Below are 17,803 nucleotides of genomic sequence, written 5' to 3'. Positions count from 1 at the left end.
AGCATTATCATAAACCGATCTCTTAGGGGATCGGTTTATTTGTATCTAGTAAAAAATAATAGATTACATTAAAATGTATGAAAGGAAATAAGGTACAAAAATAGTTTGCTAGAGCGAACTCAAACTTAACCGAGGTGCTGATTGATGAAATACCGACAGAGATGGATTAAACGTTTGATACATCATGCGCCAAATGCAGTCATTATTCTTTCTGCGCTTTCGCTCTCCTTGAATATGATGGACTCCGTAACTTCTTCACGTGGACATGTATTCGCTCTACTGTTCGCTGGATTTATTTTCACTTCGATTGTGATCAAGCCGCTCCGAATGAAGTACGTGCTGGCAGCAGCAGCATTCATCGCATTTTTTAATGCCATACCGGAGCTGTCCTTTGATAAGCTGGTAAGTGTCATGTATTTGACGCTAGTCCTGCTAGCCTTTCTACTCCCGTCACCAATACCAACTATCCTCGCTGCAGCCTTCTATTTAATGTACATGCATGCCTACTTGCCTGCTGAGCCAATAGAATTGGTCAACAGCATGATGATTGGCGTCATCATCAATACGATCCTTTATTCATTGCTGGCATTCTACTTCCGGAATATGAAGAAAGAGAATGAATTAAACGCGAAGTTGAACGTTCAATTAAACGAGGCGCTAGGTGAGCTTGAGCATATGGCCTACTATGACATGCTTACGGCACTACCTAACCGAGCGCTGCTCAAGGAACGAATGATTGCTGAACTATCCAAGGAGACACCTCTTGCGGTATTATTTCTCGACCTTGATTACTTCAAGAACGTCAATGATATGACGGGTCATAATGGGGGAGACCAGATGCTAAAGGACGTTGCCAACCAGCTCAGCAGTGTAGTTGGCGGCGACTGTTTCATCTCGCGTTATGCAGGCGACGAATTCATTGTTGTGTTCCCGTATGAAAGGCACGAGGAAGTCGACGCATTGGCCCAAAAGTTAATCCATTCGTTCCGCACACCGTTTCAGCTGAATCAGAAGCAGATTTACACGACACTTAGCATCGGGATCAGTCAGTATCCCAAGGATGCGTGTGAAGTGGAGTCGCTGATATTGTGTGCTGACAAAGCGATGTACGAGGTCAAGCGCAGCGGAAAAAATGGCTATCGGTTCTTCTCAGCAATCCAAAGCGAACAATTGCTGCGTCAAGTCAAGTTGGAGAACGATCTTCGAAGCGCCTTGAGTAGACAAGAGCTCTCCCTTTATTATCAACCGATCGTAGAGATGCACACGGGAACAATCCGGGGAGTAGAGGCGCTGCTGCGTTGGACGCATCCGGAGTTCGGACCGATAGCGCCATCTGTATTCGTTCCTCTTGCTGAGCAAACAGGCATCATCATTGAGATTGGCGAGTGGGTGCTTGAAGAAGCGTGCAGACAGGTGAGAAGCTGGCAGCTGGCAGGCAACCCCGAGTTAACAGTGGCCGTGAACATCTCAATACGCCAGTTCAATAATGCGGGGTTCACAACAACGGTAAATAGAATCCTGAAGGAAACAGGCTTCGATGCCGCCTTACTGGAGCTGGAAGTGACCGAGAGTATGATGCAAAACTTGAATGAATCGATGTCGATTCTCGACGAGCTTAAACGTCTAGGTGTGAAGATCTCGATAGACGATTTCGGAACAGGCTATTCTTCGCTAAGCGTGCTGCGTCATTTGCCCGTTGATTACCTGAAGATCGATCGTTCATTCACACAAGAATTAACGACAGATACAGCTGCCGAGTCGATCATAAAGCTCATTATTGATATCGGCCATACATTGAACCTGGAAATTATATGTGAAGGGATCGAGAAAGAGGAGGAGCTTGAATTGCTCCAGCAGTACGGCTGTAGGATCGGGCAAGGCTATTATTTCTACCGACCGGTTTCCTCTGAAGAGATGGGGCTTCTGCTTCATCGCGGTACGCCAGCTTAACGCTATAGGACTCTCTCATTTGGCACTACATGCTGCCACTGGGAGAGTCTTTTTTAATTGACGAACCCAATCATTGCTAGTATATTAATTCGTAATAATGAATAAATATACAATAACGGAGATGATAGGCGATGCGTAATACCGTATTCATAGACGGACAGGCCGGGACGACAGGCTTGAAGATTCGTGAAGACCTGGCGAAACGGACTGACATCGAATTATTGCAGATCGACGATGACAAACGCAAAGATACAGACGAAAGACGAAAGTTGCTCAACGAAGCTGATATCGTATTTTTTTGTCTTCCCGATGCGGCCGCTCGCGAGTCTGCATCATTCGTAACGAATCCGCGCACTCGAATTATAGACGCCAGCACTGCATTCCGAACGGATAACGATTGGGTGTATGGATTGCCCGAAATCCATCACCAACGAGACCGCATTCGTTCCGCCTCGCGTGTATCTGTACCTGGCTGTCATGCGACGGGATTGATTTTATCCCTTCGACCATTAATTGATGCAGGTATTGTTGGTCGAGATTATCCGGTAACTTGTTCTACCGTAACAGGCTACTCGGGTGCAGGAAAGAGTGGGATAGCGGAGTATGAGAATCTGACTCTTGCTGCTGCGAAACAACTGAATGTGCCAAGACATTATTCACTCCAGCGCAATCATAAGCATATCCCTGAGATGCAGTTGTTGACAGGACTGACCTATGAACCTTCATTCACGCCGATCAAAGCAAGCTATAAGCAAGGAATCGCGATGTCCGTTCCACTATTCAGTCGTCTTCTGCCGAGCAAGTCTACGGCGAGAGACATTCACGATGTACTCTCCGAATACTATGCATCGGAACGTTTCGTACAGGTGATGCCTTTTGATTCCGATGCCCATCTAGATGATGGTCACTTCCTCATAACGGCGTGCAACAATACGAATCGGCTGGAGTTATTCGTATTCGGACACGATGACAAGATTAACATTATGGCCAGATATGATAATTTGGGCAAAGGCGCATCTGGCGCTGCGATTCAGAATTTGAACCTCATGCTTGGATGTGACGAAGGGTATTGCTTAAAGGAAAGATGAGAGAAGGCGCTGCTACGCGCCTTTTATTATGCAGCCAAACTAGTAATATACAGTAACTTCCATCGGTTCCCCTGTAAAATTATAGAATGCGATGATATAGTGGATAGGCATATCGCACGGTACTATCACATACTCGCATTATAGGAGAGACATTGGCATGCCATCGTACAATCTGAACCACATCGCCGCAGCAATGAAAAAACTACGTGCCGACAAAGGGGTTACAATCGGACAAATCGCAGGGAAGACAGGCATCTCCTACGAGGTATTATCACGACTGGAGAAAGGGACGGAGAAAAATGTTGCTCCGAGCACCATCATTCTGCTCGCACAATACTTCGAGGTAACAACAGAAGAACTGGAAGGCCATTCAACCGTTGAACGTTATTTGGTCACTGGCGGTCGTAAAATCGATCTATCGGATTATTCGGAAGCTGAACTGACAGAGATCGAGAATTTTATGGTATTCCTGCGTTGGCGACGGGCTGAAGAGAATCGTGTACGCAATCAAGAAGCGTTAGAGCGAGAACAGAAGCGGCAGCAGCGAGCGGCTGCTAAGCAGGTTCCAACCTTTATGGAGCGATTAGCGCGCTTTGCTCCAAATTCCTAGATCGTATACAGCCTATCGATTAGGGGACATTAAGGAACAAAATGTAAAACTACATATCCGAGGGGCCAAACGCTTATGGAGTTATTTCTTCTAATACTAGGGCTGCTGGCCCTTATCGCCGTATCCAATGTGCTTAATCGGATTGTACCATCGGTTCCAGTACCATTGTTTCAGATCGCGCTTGGCGCCGTGCTGGTGCTGCTGCCGACCGGAATCGAGCTGGAGCTGGAGCCCGAGCTATTCTTCGTTTTGTTCATCGCTCCATTATTGTTCAATGACGGGAAACGAACACCCCGAGAGGAACTATGGAAGCTCAGGGGCTGGATCTTACTGTTGGCGGTCGGACTAGTCTTCGTGACTGTCGTTGCCGTTGGATATGGCATTCACTGGTTGCTGCCTTCGATCCCGTTGTCAGCAGCATTCGCATTGGCGGCGATCCTGTCACCAACGGATGCCGTGGCGGTTGGTGCGTTGTCTGGACGAATCAATCTGCCGAAAGGGATTCTGCGACTATTAGAAGGCGAAGCATTGATGAATGATGCTTCGGGTCTCGTTGCCTTCAAGTTTGCGGTTGCCGCAACGGTGACAGGCGCTTTCTCGCTGGCTGCCGCGAGCTGGAGCTTCATCGTCATCGCGCTAGGCGGTGTATGGGTCGGTATCGTGTTATCGCTTGTCTTTATCGCAATCCGATCCTTCCTAAGAAGGCTTGGCATTGAGGATGCCACGATGCATGTGCTGATTCAGATTCTAACGCCATTCGTCATCTATATGCTGGCTGAAGAGGTAGGCGTATCGGGAATCCTCGGCGTCGTTGCAGGCGGTATCTTCCATGCCGTTGCGAAGGATCGATTGGAACCGTATGCCACGAAGCTGCAGGTTGTCTCGACCAGCACTTGGTCGGTCATTTTGTTTATATTGAACGGTTTGGTGTTCATCCTGCTTGGTCTGCAAATTCCACATGTCACGGAAGTGATCTGGGAGGACCCGCATTTCAACAATGCACAGGCAATCGGTTACGTACTGATCATTACGCTTGCGCTATATGTGCTTCGATTCGTATGGGTGTATCTATTCTCCGTATTGGAAGGAGTCAGCAGCTCGACACGAGAACGCCTTCACTCCACACTGCTGACAACCTTGTCCGGCGTGCGAGGAGCTGTTACACTGGCCGGTGCGTTCTCGATACCTCTGCTGTTGGATGATGGAAGTCCGTTCCCGGAACGGGATTTGATCATCTTCCTCTCAGCGGGCGTCATACTCGTGACCTTGATCGTCGCCAGTGTAGTGCTGCCGCTTCTATCTAGGAAGACGGATGGGGAAGGAGCAGAGAGCAAACATTTGACCGAGCACCAAGCGCAGGTCCGCATTCTGGAGATGGCCGTTCGATCGCTGAAGGATGAGATTACGGACGATAACCGTGAGGTAATTGCGGCAGTTCTTGGCGATTATGGACAGAAGCTTCGACAGGTTCACTCTGAGCAAGGCTTCGCGCAGGGTCGTGCAATGCGAGCAGAGGTGTGTGATAGATGGTTGTTCGCCATTCAGGCAGAACGAAAGGAAGCAGCCCGATTGGTGGACAATGGCGAGTTGGCGGCGGATACAGCCAAGCGGTTCGAGTCGATATTATCGCGAACGGAATCGATACTCGCCAATCGCTCTTTTGCTGTCTTTTATTCGCTTCGGCTTGCATTCAAGCAAATATGGAAGAAAATCTCGAGCGGAAGAGACGCTCGCTGGTCCCTGGCTGACATTGAAGCGATACGTGAGCTTCGCATGCGAACGTCTAAAGTTGCCATTAATGAGCTTCAAATCAATATGCGTGAAACGGACAATCGGGCATGTACCGCTGTCATCCAGCACTATCAGGAAGGGATTCGACGTACGAATTTATTTCTCAACTCTGCACTGCACAACGACGAGGAGTTCCAACGCGAGAAGAAGGAATGGGAGCGTAAAGCCATTCAGATGGAACGCGATGCGCTGCAGGAAATGTACGTGAACGGAGAAGTGACGATCGGGATGGTGAACCATCTACGGTTCTTCATTAACACGATGGAAGCAAGCCTTTCGGAAGAAGAGATGGAATAGACATGATAAAAAAATCGGCAGCAGCGATCATTCGCCGTTGCCGATTTCATATTAGTCAACTACCGCCGTAATATGTGCTTTTGTAATCGACCAGTGGGAAGTCGTCCAATACTTCGCTTTGTCCTTCACGAAGATGATCTGCGGCGATTCGTGCTTCACGCTCAGATCCTCAGCGATCTGGTTCGATACCGGACGGGATTCGATCACTTTAACAAGCGTGTAGTCTACATCTTGATTAGGCGAAGCTTTCAAATAGTCTTCGTACTCACGAAGCGCGTTTGCACTTACAGGGCAAGTCGTGCTGTGTTTCAAAATCAATTGGCCGCGTTCAGCCGACTTCGCAACAATATCATTCCACTCTTCAAGAGTCGTAATCTCATTCCAGTTCATGTGAGATCCCTTCTTTCACCTGATATTTATTAATCTACTTACTTTAAACAATTAAGTAATTGAATTTTATCATGTTCCTGTCCATAGTCAAGCTCCGCTAATGTCTGATGGCTTCATTTCGTATTATCTCCTGTCGAGGAAAATGTTATTTTTCAATTTGGTACTCCTGTAGAAAGTGCTCAGAAGCTAATGTATGATCCTGCAAAGTATGCCGGCAAGGTTCTTGACTATGTAGGGCTTGTCCGTGGAAAGAAAATCTTTCACCTAAGTATGACTACTACTCACAATAGTCACACTAGAAGAGAGTCTGCCGATTGCGGCAGCTCTCTTTTTAAGATACAGAAGTGGGAGAGAAGTCGTTTGAATAAAGTGTTATTTCGTTCACTGTCATACGCAGCCTTATTGACTGGCGTATTTCTTGTCATCGCTTTGTTGATCAGCCGCAAACAAATGGCAGCATTTGATAACGAATTGACAACGCTGGTCTTACGCATATATTCACCGGAAGCAACGACGGTCATGAAAGGGTTCACTTTTGCCGGCTCAAGCTTATGTGTGACAATAATCGCGATTCTGATCATCATTATGTTGCTCGTAATCGGCTATCGGCGAGAATTGATTTTCTACATGGGGGTTATCGTCTGCTCGGGCCTTCTTAATCTCGTGCTCAAAATGATCTTTCACCGGGCACGGCCCGATCTTCACCGCATTGTCGAAGCCACTGGTTACAGTTTCCCGAGCGGGCACTCCATGTCGGCCTTTACGTTGTATGGCATCACGATCTACTTCCTATGGAAGCACGCACGCCACGCGTGGCTTCGTGTCACAATTGTCTTGGTCGGAGCTGTCATGATTCTGATGATTGGAATCAGCAGGATCTATCTTGGTGTTCATTACCCAAGTGATGTCATTGGCGGCTATGTGATAGCGGCTGCTTGGCTGACTGCGAGCATTGGGCCATATGAACGTTTCCTGGAGAAAAGATGGCGGTCACGTAGGTTTGGCAGCGCATAAACCGACTGATTTCACTATTTAAGCAGCTAGTCCATGCGACTAGCTGCTTTTTCATTCAACGATGCGCCTGATATAGTAAGAGAGAGGGATACATACAGGAATAGTTAAGGAGAATACGATGTGGAAGTTTATCGAACCAGGTTATTATGTGACACTTGAGAGCTGTTTGGAAGCAGCGTGTGATGGTGAGAAAATAATCGATGAGATCGTTCAACATTACTTGACGGAAGGCAAGGAAAGAAGCGAACGAACGCATCGGTGGATCGTCATTGATACCCATTATCTATCCATGAATGGGGAAGCTCACTTGCGATTTCGCAGAAAAATGCAGACGTATCGAGTTCGAGGCTTCGACATCGACGAGACGTTCTAGTGAGATTACGTCGGTTTATTTGAGCTTCGTTATTAGAATTCCAGTAACAACAAATCCGAGGCCTATGGCTGTTTTCCACGTTGGCGCTTCTTTGAAGAACAGGTAGCCAAGGAGAAGTGAAATAGCTAACTCCAGACATTTGGACACGATGAGTACGTAGCTAAGATTGCCGAGTACCTTTAAGCCAAATTTCACACCGTAGCCGATGGCGAGATTCGCTGCACAGAAGAAAGGAAGCATGAGCAGTTGAAATTTCAGAGTCGTCCAGAAGTGCGGATCGATATGCTTGCTCTGATAAGCGAAAATAAAATTTGCCGTGAACAAGCCAGCGACAACGAGCAGGAAGCTGTAAACGTAGTACATATACCCCTCCATTAATTTTGCCTCTTACCGATAATGTTTCCCGAGAGCAAAATTATTATCTACGTACATGATTGGAATAAATAAACAGGAGGTTCCTTATGAAAATATTTATTGTTGGTGCAACAGGTCGCGTTGGAAGCAGAATTGTGAACTACGCACTGAAAGGCGGCCATGAGGTGGTCGCTTTAGTGCGGCAGCCAGACAAGTTGGCAGCCGTCGACGGGAAGCTAACCTTATTCCAAGGCGATGCACGGAACGAAGCGGACATTCGATTGGCTATGCAGGGAGCGGACGTTGCGGTCAGCGCCTTGGGAACCGACGGGACGACAACGCTGTCAGAGTCGATCTCCATAATGATTGATGAGATGAGCAGACAGGGGATACAGCGGATTGTGACAGTGGGCACAGCCGGCATTTTGCAAAGTCGAACGAACCCGGAGCTGCTTCGTTACCAGTCCGCGGAATCTAAGCGTCGCAGCACGTTCGCGGCAGAGGAACATCAGCGTGTTTATGAGCTGCTTAAGAACTCGGATTTGGACTGGACAATCGTTTGTCCTACTTTCCTGCCTGATGGCGAACCAGTGGGGGAGTACCGAGTTGAACGTGATTATTTGCCAGAAGGAGGAACCTCGATATCGGTGGGAGATACAGCGGAATTTACGTATCGGCAGATCAACAGTGGTGCGTATAGCTGTACACGAGTGGGCATTGCGTATTAGTTTAAGGCGTGATAACGAAGAGAATAGAGCTTGTCCGATAACGGAGGCTCTATTTTTTGTTTAAAGGCAGTGTTGACGGATGGATGGAATTTTGATACGATTCATTAATCGTAACAATTACGATTATTATGCGAAGAGGTGGACAATGTCCGCTTTTTTCTTCTTACATAATCGTAATGATTACTAATAACTTGTGAGGGTGATACCATTATGACGAAGAAACTACCTGTTACTGTATTAAGCGGCTATTTGGGTGCAGGCAAAACAACGGTGCTCAATCACGTCCTACATAACCGGCACGGCATGAAGGTCGCTGTAATCGTCAATGACCTTAGTGAAGTTAACATCGACGCAACTCTGGTGAAGGATGGCGGGGGGCTGTCGCGCACAGACGAGAAGCTGGTGGAGATGTCTAATGGGTGCATTTGCTGTACGCTGCGTGAAGATTTGCTAGTTGAAGTCAAACGGCTGGCGCTGGATGGTCGATTCGATTACATCCTGATTGAATCAACAGGCGTCGGAGAACCGGTACCTGTCGCACAAACCTTCACGTATGTCGATCAGGATCAGAATATCGACTTATCGCAATGGTGTCAGCTGGACTGCATGGTTACGGTCGTTGATGCATACCGCTTCTGGAACGATTTCTCATCGGGTGAATCGCTTCTGGAACGAAGCCAAGCTGTCGGTGAAAATGATACGCGAGAGGTCGTCGATCTGCTCATCGACCAAATCGAGTTCTGCGATGTGCTTCTGCTGAATAAGTGCGATATGATCGAGGCAAGTGAGTTAATCGAGCTCGAGCGTGTTCTTCGTAAGCTGCAGCCGACCGCTAAGCTGATCCGAACTGTCAACGGTCAAGTTGACCCGTCTGAAATTTTGAACACGGGACTGTTTAACTTCGACGAGGCAAGTCGATCCGCAGGTTGGATCAAGGAGCTGGAGAAACCTGTCCATACGCCAGAAACCGAGGAGTACGGCATCTGGTCGTTCGTGTATGAACGTGTAAGACCGTTCCATCCCGGCCGGTTGATGAGTTGGATGGAAGAGTGGCCGGAGGATGTTATTCGGGCTAAAGGAATCATGTGGGTCGCCTCCCGCAACAACGTGGGGCAGACGATTAGTCAGGCTGGACCATCTGTGCATTTTGGCCCATCGGGCTATTGGGTTGCGGCACTCCCACTGGAAGAACAGCAAATGTATCGCGAGGCTGAACCGGAGCTGAACAACAGCTGGTCCCCGGAATACGGCGATCGCATCAACAAGATTGTGTTTATCGGCATCGATATGGATCGCGAGCAGCTCGTTGCGTCCTTGGACGATTGTCTTCTAACGGAGGAAGAGATGACGAGGGATTGGAAGCTGTTCAATGATCCGCTGCCGAATGCTATCGCTTAGTTCAGTTGTCTTTCATTTGAGAGTCCTTCACGAGGGCTCTCTTTGTTATTTGCTGTTTCAGCTGTTTGTTCGTAAGATTAGAGTAATAGATCTACATAAATTGGAGTGACGATAATGGCACGTATCTTATTCATAAATGCAGGGTCGGAAGGGCATATCAATCCGACAATCGCTGTTGTGCAGGAGTTGATTGCACGTGGGGAAGAAGTGATGTACTTCTGCATTGAGGCCTATCGGGAACGGCTAGAGCAGACGGGCGCAGTAGTTCGGACTTTCGATGATCAACAGTTTATTCGAGCTTTCATCTCAGGCGGACGGACCTATCCGCTTGAACGTGTGAACGGCCTGCTGATGACAGCGGACATTGTTATTCCAAGTGTGCTCGAACAGATCGAAGGCGAGCAGTTTGATTACGTCATCCATGACTCCATGTTTGGCTGTGGACGGATTCTGGCGCAGATTCTACAGCTGCCTGCAATCAGTTCGTGTACCTCGTTCGCACAGTCGGAAGCCGATTTCAATAACTTGTTGGACAAGTCCTGGATCAACGCTCCGGAAGAGGTAATTAACCCTATTAAAGAAAAATGTAAGAGTCTAACGACAGCGATAATGGAGCGGTATGGTGTCGAAATCAACTCTCCATATGAAGTGTTCTGCAACCCCGCATCACAAACGATTGTCTATACAACAAGGGAGTTTCAGCCCCGTGGAGAAACGTTCGATACATCTTATCGATTCGTTGGTCCATCGATTGCTGCGCGGACAGCACAAGACAGTTTCGACCTATCCGTTATCGAGGAGAAGTCTCTAATCTATATCTCGTTAGGCACGGTATTTAATATGGCTAATGATTTCTACAGGCTTTGTTTTGAGGCGCTTGGCAGCTCAGAACATAGGGTGGTTATGTCGGTAGGGAGCCGCACCCAAATTGCTGATTTGGGCGATATCCCAAGCAACTTCATCGTCCGAAAATACGTTCCTCAGACACAAGTCCTGCAGCAAGCGAAACTATTTATTACGCATGGCGGGATGAACAGCACGCATGAAGGGCTTTATTATGAAGTTCCACTCATTGTCATTCCGCAAGCTGCAGATCAGCCGATCATCGCCGGCCAAGTTGCTAGTATTGGCGCGGGAATAAAGCTGCAGATGCAAGGGTTAACAGTGGATCAGCTTCGCGATGCTGTCGATCAGGTGTTGGGTCATGCCTCTTATAAAGAAGCAGCTAAGAAGATGAGCGAATCTCTGCATCAGGCAGGCGGTTTTAAACACGCTGTTGACTCAATTATCGCGTACATAAGCGGGCACCGAAATTAATTCCGGCAAGCAGCAGCTACTACGCGTAAATGATCTGATAATTTGAACGAATCGAAGTCATAAATCAAACATAAAAGCGACCAGTATTGGTCGCTTTTATGTTGATGAGTTAGCAAATTATAACGGCATCGTCCAGACAATCTCAGCGATTCGTACACATGCTTGACGGGTATGGAGTTGAAGAAGAACGTGATCTGGCTTTACATCAATGATGGTTCCTTCGATCGCACCACGCGTCGTTTCGAGCAAAACACACCGTCCAATTAATCGCTGAAGGGCTTCTACAACATAGGGATCAATCGACGATACCGTTTTTATATGATAAGGGCTGGTCTGGCTAGGACTTACCTGACTAGGACTTACCTGGTTGTTATTATAAGTGTACAGAAATGTCACTCCTTGATCGTTTTAACCCATCATATGTCATTGCCTATACTTTGGAATACGCATCTGCCTATTTGAACCGGTTTTACAATTTGACATGCTGTCATAACCGCATCCTGGCTATGCATACATATCTCTGAGTATGTAGGCATGGGAGGCGGATCAATGGACGATAACAAAGCCAACGATCAGGCATATGATCGCAGCTGGCAGGGGGGCACTGCATCTTCACAATGGACGGGTACCCAGCGGCCAGAGCACCACTCGCAGACGGTGGGGGAGCGCGGACCGATTTTGGAGCAGGACAGCATCCTTCACGAAACGCTTGAAACCTTTGTCCATGCGAAAATAGTAGAGCGTCCGGTCCACGTAAAGGGATTTGGCGCCTTCGGTTATTTTGAAACGCTGCATTCGATGGCTGCTTATACGAAGCTCTGCTTCCTGCAGCAACCAGGCCAACGAGTGCCTGTAGCGGTTCGATTCTCACTTGCGGTCAGCAATAAGGGGACACCGGATACATCCCGCAATGTACGCGGATTCTCGACCAAATTTTATACCGATCACGGGATCTTTGATCTATTGTGCAACCATATTCCTGTATTCCTCGTGCGCGACCCGATTCGGTTCCCCGAGTCGATCCACGCATTCCTGCCGTCACCGATCAACAATCTCATCGATCCGAACCGGTTCTGGGGCTTCATCGCGACAGCACCGGAAGCTACGCATTTCGTCGTACGCCTTTATTCGGATGAAGGGACAGTCAAGAGTCTACGTCATATCCCGGGGCATAGCGTGAACGCCTATGTATGGAAAAATGCACAGAACGCTCGCTACTATGTCAAATATCGCTGGCTCCCGCTGGCTGGCGAACAGTACATCGATGCGCAAGAAGCAGCGAGGATCGCCAGCGAGAACCCAGATTACTCGGGCAAGGATCTGTATGACACGATTGCCAAAGGGACACCCGTCCAATACGGACTGTATGTACAGCTGATGAACCCGCAGGACGAGGCGACGCTGCCGTTCGATCCACTAGATGATACGAAAGTGTGGGATACTCGGCAGTATCCGCTGCTGCCAGTTGGACGGCTCGTGTTGAACAGCAACCCAACCAACTATGTGGATCAGATCGAGAAGCTGGCTTTCTCACCTTCTAACTTATTAGAGGGAGCCGAGCTGTCCGATGACAAAATGCTTCAAGGCCGCAGCAATATATATTCGGATTCGCAGCGGCATCGCCTTGGAGCGGATTTCCGCAAAATACCGATAAATCATCAAGCGCATTGGTCACCAACGGATCAAGTAACGAGTGGAGCAGGTCGTTATGTGGCTGGCCGGCTCGTTCGATCCGATATTCCGAAAGCAGAGAACTTCTCGCAAGCCGGCCAGTTCTACCAATCGCTTACACAGGTACAACAAGATCATCTCGTCCAAAATCTGGCAGCAGATTTGTCAGCTGCTTCGCCTGAGATTCAGAAGGTTGTATTAGGTTATTTGTATCAGGCTTCTGCAAACTTAGGGGAGCGAATAGCTCGTCAGATTGCTACGCCGAAGCAGGGATGAATCACGATAGAAACTTGAATGAGAGCGGGGTCCGCCAATAATGGCTGGCCAAGAACAAGGAAGCGTCAAACCTGCTCTTGCGACGAGCGGAGCCGGCTGTACCTGCAGCTATCGTCGTTAACGGTATGGGGGATGAGGCAAGACAAATTATTGATATAATCCGTTTTGATCGATAAAGGGGAATTAAATAGGGAATAAGAATAGACCGTTCGCCAAGCGAACGGTCTATTTGTTCGGTACAGATTTCTTATTTCATGACAATCGGCAGAAAAATCTCGTCCACGATCTCTTCGATCGCTTGATCAGAGATAGGCTCGTGGGTTGTAAGAAATTCATATCGAATAAGATCGACGGGGACGGATAGAGCCCTCGGACGGATTGCCTGCACATTGGTTACTTCTCCCCGTTTCTCAGCATTTTCGAGAATGGATTTAATGAGTGCAGGCAGCTTCTGTTCGCTGCGTGGACCGATGTGACTTGGAAGAGCGGCTAGCTTTTCCTGACCTGCATCCGCCATAATGCCTCGAATCGTCTCAGCTCCAATCAACTGCAACGGCATCATGATACCACCAAGCAGCGTAATCAGGTCCAGACGAAGGTTTCCTGTATCTGGAACCGTGAGCGAAGGCTTTGGTGCAAATTGGATGAGGGCCGCAGTGATAAGCTTCACTTTGTTCGGCCAGCGGCGGTAGACCGCGTTCTTATTCGTCTGCGCTCGTGCAGCGACTCCTTCCATAGACAGACGGGCATAGCCCAATTCGTTCAGTTCATCCCATGCAGCTTGTAAAATCGCTTCCTCTAGTACAGATCCGCGCCGACGAGTACCTGTCTGTTGGTCCTCATTCGTATTGTCCGACATCGTGATTCGTCCTTTCGTATTACCCGATAGTTGTCTATTAATATTGTATTGCATTTTCACCCATAATCCTATACGATATAACACGAAAGTACGGTACGTACCGTACCCTATAGAAATGGCAGGAGGATTAAACATGTCTACTAGCGTGGCTAACGCCGGCAAGAAAGAGAAGGAGAAGTTGGACCCCAAGGTACTGAAGGTTGCGCTCGTTCTTGTATTCGGCGCACTTGCACCACAATTGGACTCAACTATGGTGAATGTTGCGATTGACTCATTAACCGCAGATTTGAGCAGTACCGTTTCTGCCATTCAGTGGGTGATTACGGGTTACATTCTCGCCATGGGGCTGGCAGTTCCGATATCGGGCTGGGCAATCAATCGTTTCGGGGGCAAGAAGGTCTACATGCTCTCACTCATTATTTTCTTGATCTCATCCATATTGTGTTCGGTTGCATGGAATACAGGCAGTCTAATTGGATTCCGAGTGCTGCAGGGGATAGGGGGTGGCTTATTAATTCCGACGCTGCAGACCATGCTCGTCCAAACAACGAACGGCCGCAATCTTGGACGAGTCATCTCAATCATTGGGATACCGACCTTGTTAGGACCGATCCTTGGTCCCGTGCTCGGCGGCATTATGGTCAATGATTTGAGCTGGCGATGGATCTTCTATGTCAATATTCCGGTCACTTTAATCGCGCTTTGGTTAGCGTGGACAATCATTCCGAGTAGTGCAACTTCGCAGCATAAACAATCTCTTGATATAATCGGACTGCTGCTATTATCTCCAGCATTCGCTGCCCTTATCTATGGCATTGCCGAAATGTCGAAATATGGCTCGTTGAACAACACTTCGGTCTCGATTCCATTATTAATTGGCGCAGCGCTCATGGTGGCGTACATCATCTATGCACTTCGAACAACGAAAGTGCCGGTTCTCGATCTACGATTGTTCCGATCACGTCATTTTCTAGCGTCCAATATCACGTTGTTTCTATCCGGTATGACGATGAACGGCGCGCTGCTGCTGCTTCCGTTGTATTACCAGCAAGTAAGAGGAGAGAGCGTCATCTATACGGGGTTGCTGCTCATTCCTCAAGGGATCGGTATGCTGCTAACCCGAAGCTGGATTGGCAAATTAGCGGATCGCATCGGATCGCAGATCATCGTCATCATTAGTCTCGCGGTCACATCTATAGGGACATTGCCGTATGCTTTTGCCGGCGCGGAGACGAATCATGTATTACTTGCAGCGGCACAAGTCGTTCGCGGGGCAGCGCTTAATGGTATTCTGATTCCGATCATGGTTGCGGCTTACGAAGGACTGCGGAAGGAACAAATCCCGCATGCTAGCGTGTCTACGCGTATTTTTCAAACAATCGGTGGGGCGTTCGGCGCGGCTATTCTTGCTACTGCGATTGATCACTACATGACTCATCACACGATAACAGGGGTCACAACATTAGCCTTGGCCTATCAGGAAGCTTTCTGGTGGTCGATTGGCTTCTCGGTCATTGCCGTTATTCCTTCGCTTCTGATGGTGAATCGCAAGAAGCAGCAAGAGGTGGGGTAGGTGTAGTGTGATTAGACGTAGCCCGCTTGTGATTTGCTGAAAGAACGCATCTACCCATCTTCGGAGTGAGGCCGCCATTGTGCGGCTTTTCTTCTCGTTTCACAATCTTGCGCTTTCATTCAAGTTATGACCACAATTCCGTTCATAATGGTTATAGTGATAGAGGATGGTACAGCATTTATGCATAAACGAGTGGAGGTGAGGCTGCGTGAACAACATGGCGATCAAAATATATGCGTACGGGCAGCAAGAAATCAACTATTTGAAGCAGGCGGATCCAGAATTGGGGCGTGTTATCGATCAAGTGGGGATGCTGAAGCGTGAAGTCAATCCTGATCTATTCACGGCACTTGTCCATGCAATCGTAGGTCAGTTGATTTCTGTCAAAGCAGCACAAACTGTCTGGAACCGCATGCTGGAGAAGTTCGGCGCCATTACGCCGGACAATCTCGCTATGCACAGCCCGGACGATATTCAATCATGCGGCATGTCGATGAAGAAAGCAGTCTGCATTCATACGATTGCTCAATCGATCAACTCGGGAGAATGGGATATCGAGGCGCTTCGCGATCTGCCGGACGATGAGGTGATACGTCAGCTATCTGCACTGAATGGCATTGGACGATGGACGGCCGAGATGCTTCTAATTCATTCGATGGAACGGCCGGATGTCGTTAGTTGGGGAGATATTGCGATTCGGAGAGGCATCATGCGACTATATAACCTAACCGATTTGTCCAAAAACGAGTTCGAGCAATATCGCCTCCGATATTCGCCGTACGGAACGGTAGCTTCTATTTATCTTTGGGCGATATCGTCTGATTAATAGTTGTCAATCGTGTAAAAAGATCAGCGCCCCATTATGGGTGCTGATCTTTTTTCATAGGACTAGAGTCTTCGCTCCAGCTCCAGCAGCTTTGTTTTCATCTCAATACCGCCACGATAACCTGACAATGAGCCGTTTTTGCCGATCACGCGATGACAAGGAACCGTAATTAGTATCGGGTTGGCACCAATGGCTGTACCAACTGCACGAACAGAAGCGGGCTTCTGAATTCGAGTCGCTATATCCGAATAGGAGCATGTTTGCCCATACGGGATTTCGCATAGCGCTTTCCACACCGCTTCTTGAAACGGTGTGCCTTGATAGTAAAGCGGGGAGGTAAACTGCTCAAGCCCGCCTTTGAAATAGCGAATCAGCTCATCGGCATAAGGCTGCAGCTTCTCGTCATCTCGCATGAATTCATATCCCGGCATACGGCGATCCGCCCACGCGGTAAGCTCTTCAACCGTCTGCTCCTGCGATCCAACAAAACATAATCCTTCATCCACAGCGGCAATATGCACTCGCCAGCCTTCATGGGAAAGAAGAGACCAGTAGAGGATTTTACGGTTAGATGTTGTCATAGGGATTATTCTCCTTCGCTTGCTGCCTTTGCTGTTGACGATAGGCTATAGGGGTAAGACCCGTTTTCTTCTTGAACAGTGTTATAAAATATGGCGTATTAGCGAGTCCAACCGCTTCTCCGATCTCTGCAACCGTTCGATCCGTTTCGACCAACAGCTGCTTCGCGTTATCGATCCGAACGAGTTGAATGTAATCCACCGGTGTCATGCCCTTCACTCTTCTAAACGTTCGATGCAGGTGATAGGGGGTCCCATGACTCATGAGCGCCAACGCTTCCAGTGTCAACGATTCATGATAATGTGTATCTATATACTCCGTCACAAGCCTAATCCATTCCTCATCTGGCAGCCTTTGTCCTGTAGGTTTGCAGCGCTTGCAGGGGCGAAAACGAGCGGCTATCGCTTGCTCAGCAGTCATGAACAGCCCGACATTTTCTCGGTTCGGCAATCTCGATTTGCAAGAAGGACGGCAGAAAATACCCGTCGTTTTCACAGCATAATAGAACCGACCGTCATAGGAAGCGTCATTATGAGCGACGGCCTGCCACTGCTCATCCGATAGTGAGGCAGGGGGGATTCGTTTATCTATGAATGCATCTGAGTAAGTTCGACCTAAGCTCGGATTCCGATCATTCGGCATGTTGGTTCACCTCTAGCGATAGTATAACCGCAATCGCATCGCTTTGTGTGAGTTAACGGATGTAAGA

The 17,803-nt window shown here is 48.3% G+C and carries 18 protein-coding genes; 12 read left to right on the top strand and 6 right to left on the bottom strand.

The genetic code is table 11. The annotated features are described in order from the left end of the window. Window positions 1-144 precede the first annotated feature (144 nt). The 4 genes from DFQ01_RS13395 (at window position 145) to DFQ01_RS13380 (ending at window position 5,736) form a co-directional block, all read left to right on the top strand. Entirely contained in the window at window positions 145-1,950 is a 1,806-nt protein-coding gene (locus DFQ01_RS13395) for a putative bifunctional diguanylate cyclase/phosphodiesterase (RefSeq protein ID WP_110044393.1), read from the top strand. Window positions 1,951-2,081: 131 nt separating this feature from the next. Beyond that, window positions 2,082-3,038 carry an N-acetyl-gamma-glutamyl-phosphate reductase gene (gene argC / locus DFQ01_RS13390; protein ID WP_110044392.1) on the top strand — a complete coding sequence of 319 codons (957 nt, stop codon included), beginning with the start codon at window positions 2,082-2,084 and terminating at the stop codon, window positions 3,036-3,038. A 157-nt stretch (window positions 3,039-3,195) separates the two neighbouring features. Next, entirely contained in the window at window positions 3,196-3,648 is a 453-nt protein-coding gene (locus DFQ01_RS13385) for a helix-turn-helix domain-containing protein (protein ID WP_110044391.1), read from the top strand. 75 nt (window positions 3,649-3,723) lie between these two features. Next, window positions 3,724-5,736 (top strand): Na+/H+ antiporter, encoded by a 2,013-nt coding sequence (locus DFQ01_RS13380; RefSeq protein WP_110044390.1) that lies wholly within the window; start codon window positions 3,724-3,726, stop codon window positions 5,734-5,736. 51 nt (window positions 5,737-5,787) lie between these two features. Here the strand turns inward: DFQ01_RS13380 and ytxJ are convergent, their stop codons facing one another. Then, on the bottom strand, window positions 5,788-6,126 hold the full coding sequence (gene ytxJ / locus DFQ01_RS13375; protein ID WP_110044389.1) for a bacillithiol system redox-active protein YtxJ: 339 nt from the start codon (window positions 6,124-6,126) through the stop codon (window positions 5,788-5,790). Between the two features lie 369 nt (window positions 6,127-6,495). Here ytxJ and DFQ01_RS13370 point away from each other — a divergent pair, with 369 nt between their 5' ends. Both DFQ01_RS13370 and DFQ01_RS13365 read left to right on the top strand, forming a co-directional pair. Beyond that, window positions 6,496-7,140, top strand: coding sequence for a phosphatase PAP2 family protein (locus tag DFQ01_RS13370; RefSeq protein WP_245946669.1), 645 nt, complete (start codon window positions 6,496-6,498; stop codon window positions 7,138-7,140). 118 nt (window positions 7,141-7,258) lie between these two features. Further along, the gene (locus tag DFQ01_RS13365) at window positions 7,259-7,513 is read left to right on the top strand and encodes a hypothetical protein (RefSeq protein WP_110044387.1); all 255 of its coding nucleotides are present in this window, start codon (window positions 7,259-7,261) and stop codon (window positions 7,511-7,513) included. A gap of 15 nt (window positions 7,514-7,528) precedes the next feature. Here DFQ01_RS13365 and DFQ01_RS13360 read toward each other — a convergent pair whose 3' ends face one another. Next, window positions 7,529-7,888 carry a hypothetical protein gene (locus DFQ01_RS13360; RefSeq protein ID WP_245946663.1) on the bottom strand — a complete coding sequence of 120 codons (360 nt, stop codon included), beginning with the start codon at window positions 7,886-7,888 and terminating at the stop codon, window positions 7,529-7,531. A gap of 86 nt (window positions 7,889-7,974) precedes the next feature. Between DFQ01_RS13360 and DFQ01_RS13355 the strand changes: the two genes are divergently transcribed. The 3 genes from DFQ01_RS13355 (at window position 7,975) to DFQ01_RS13345 (ending at window position 11,310) form a co-directional block, all read left to right on the top strand. Beyond that, the gene (locus DFQ01_RS13355) at window positions 7,975-8,595 is read left to right on the top strand and encodes an NAD(P)-dependent oxidoreductase (protein WP_110044386.1); all 621 of its coding nucleotides are present in this window, start codon (window positions 7,975-7,977) and stop codon (window positions 8,593-8,595) included. 210 nt (window positions 8,596-8,805) lie between these two features. Continuing rightward, on the top strand, window positions 8,806-9,993 hold the full coding sequence (locus tag DFQ01_RS13350; RefSeq protein WP_110044385.1) for a GTP-binding protein: 1,188 nt from the start codon (window positions 8,806-8,808) through the stop codon (window positions 9,991-9,993). 114 nt (window positions 9,994-10,107) lie between these two features. Continuing rightward, window positions 10,108-11,310: a macrolide family glycosyltransferase gene (locus tag DFQ01_RS13345; protein WP_110044384.1), complete on the top strand. Its 1,203-nt coding sequence runs from the start codon at window positions 10,108-10,110 to the stop codon at window positions 11,308-11,310. Window positions 11,311-11,427: 117 nt separating this feature from the next. Here the strand turns inward: DFQ01_RS13345 and DFQ01_RS13340 are convergent, their stop codons facing one another. Further along, entirely contained in the window at window positions 11,428-11,706 is a 279-nt protein-coding gene (locus tag DFQ01_RS13340) for a DUF2642 domain-containing protein (RefSeq protein WP_245946662.1), read from the bottom strand. A gap of 153 nt (window positions 11,707-11,859) precedes the next feature. Here DFQ01_RS13340 and DFQ01_RS13335 point away from each other — a divergent pair, with 153 nt between their 5' ends. After that, window positions 11,860-13,257, top strand: coding sequence for a catalase (locus DFQ01_RS13335; RefSeq protein ID WP_110044383.1), 1,398 nt, complete (start codon window positions 11,860-11,862; stop codon window positions 13,255-13,257). Window positions 13,258-13,504: 247 nt separating this feature from the next. On the opposite strand, the gene DFQ01_RS13330 is transcribed toward DFQ01_RS13335, so the two are convergent. Continuing rightward, window positions 13,505-14,116, bottom strand: a complete 612-nt coding sequence (locus DFQ01_RS13330; protein WP_110044419.1) for a TetR/AcrR family transcriptional regulator — start codon at window positions 14,114-14,116, stop codon at window positions 13,505-13,507. Window positions 14,117-14,249: 133 nt separating this feature from the next. On the opposite strand from DFQ01_RS13330, the gene DFQ01_RS13325 reads away from it, so the two are divergent. Beyond that, window positions 14,250-15,689, top strand: a complete 1,440-nt coding sequence (locus tag DFQ01_RS13325) for a DHA2 family efflux MFS transporter permease subunit (protein WP_110044382.1) — start codon at window positions 14,250-14,252, stop codon at window positions 15,687-15,689. 217 nt (window positions 15,690-15,906) lie between these two features. Next, window positions 15,907-16,515, top strand: a complete 609-nt coding sequence (locus DFQ01_RS13320) for a DNA-3-methyladenine glycosylase family protein (RefSeq protein WP_110044418.1) — start codon at window positions 15,907-15,909, stop codon at window positions 16,513-16,515. Between the two features lie 62 nt (window positions 16,516-16,577). Here DFQ01_RS13320 and DFQ01_RS13315 read toward each other — a convergent pair whose 3' ends face one another. Next, on the bottom strand, window positions 16,578-17,096 hold the full coding sequence (locus tag DFQ01_RS13315) for a methylated-DNA--[protein]-cysteine S-methyltransferase (RefSeq protein WP_110044381.1): 519 nt from the start codon (window positions 17,094-17,096) through the stop codon (window positions 16,578-16,580). Continuing rightward, the gene (locus DFQ01_RS13310; RefSeq protein ID WP_110044380.1) at window positions 17,083-17,736 is read right to left on the bottom strand and encodes a bifunctional transcriptional activator/DNA repair enzyme AdaA; all 654 of its coding nucleotides are present in this window, start codon (window positions 17,734-17,736) and stop codon (window positions 17,083-17,085) included. The genes DFQ01_RS13315 and DFQ01_RS13310 overlap by 14 nt, the downstream gene beginning before the upstream one ends. Window positions 17,737-17,803 lie beyond the last annotated feature (67 nt).

The sequence above is a fragment of the Paenibacillus cellulosilyticus genome, assembly GCF_003182255.1.
In the GTDB taxonomy this organism is placed as follows: Bacteria; Bacillota; Bacilli; order Paenibacillales; family Paenibacillaceae; genus Paenibacillus_T; species Paenibacillus_T cellulosilyticus.
Note: the sequence above shows the minus strand (reverse complement) of the source record. Positions and strands in the feature narration are given on the sequence as shown.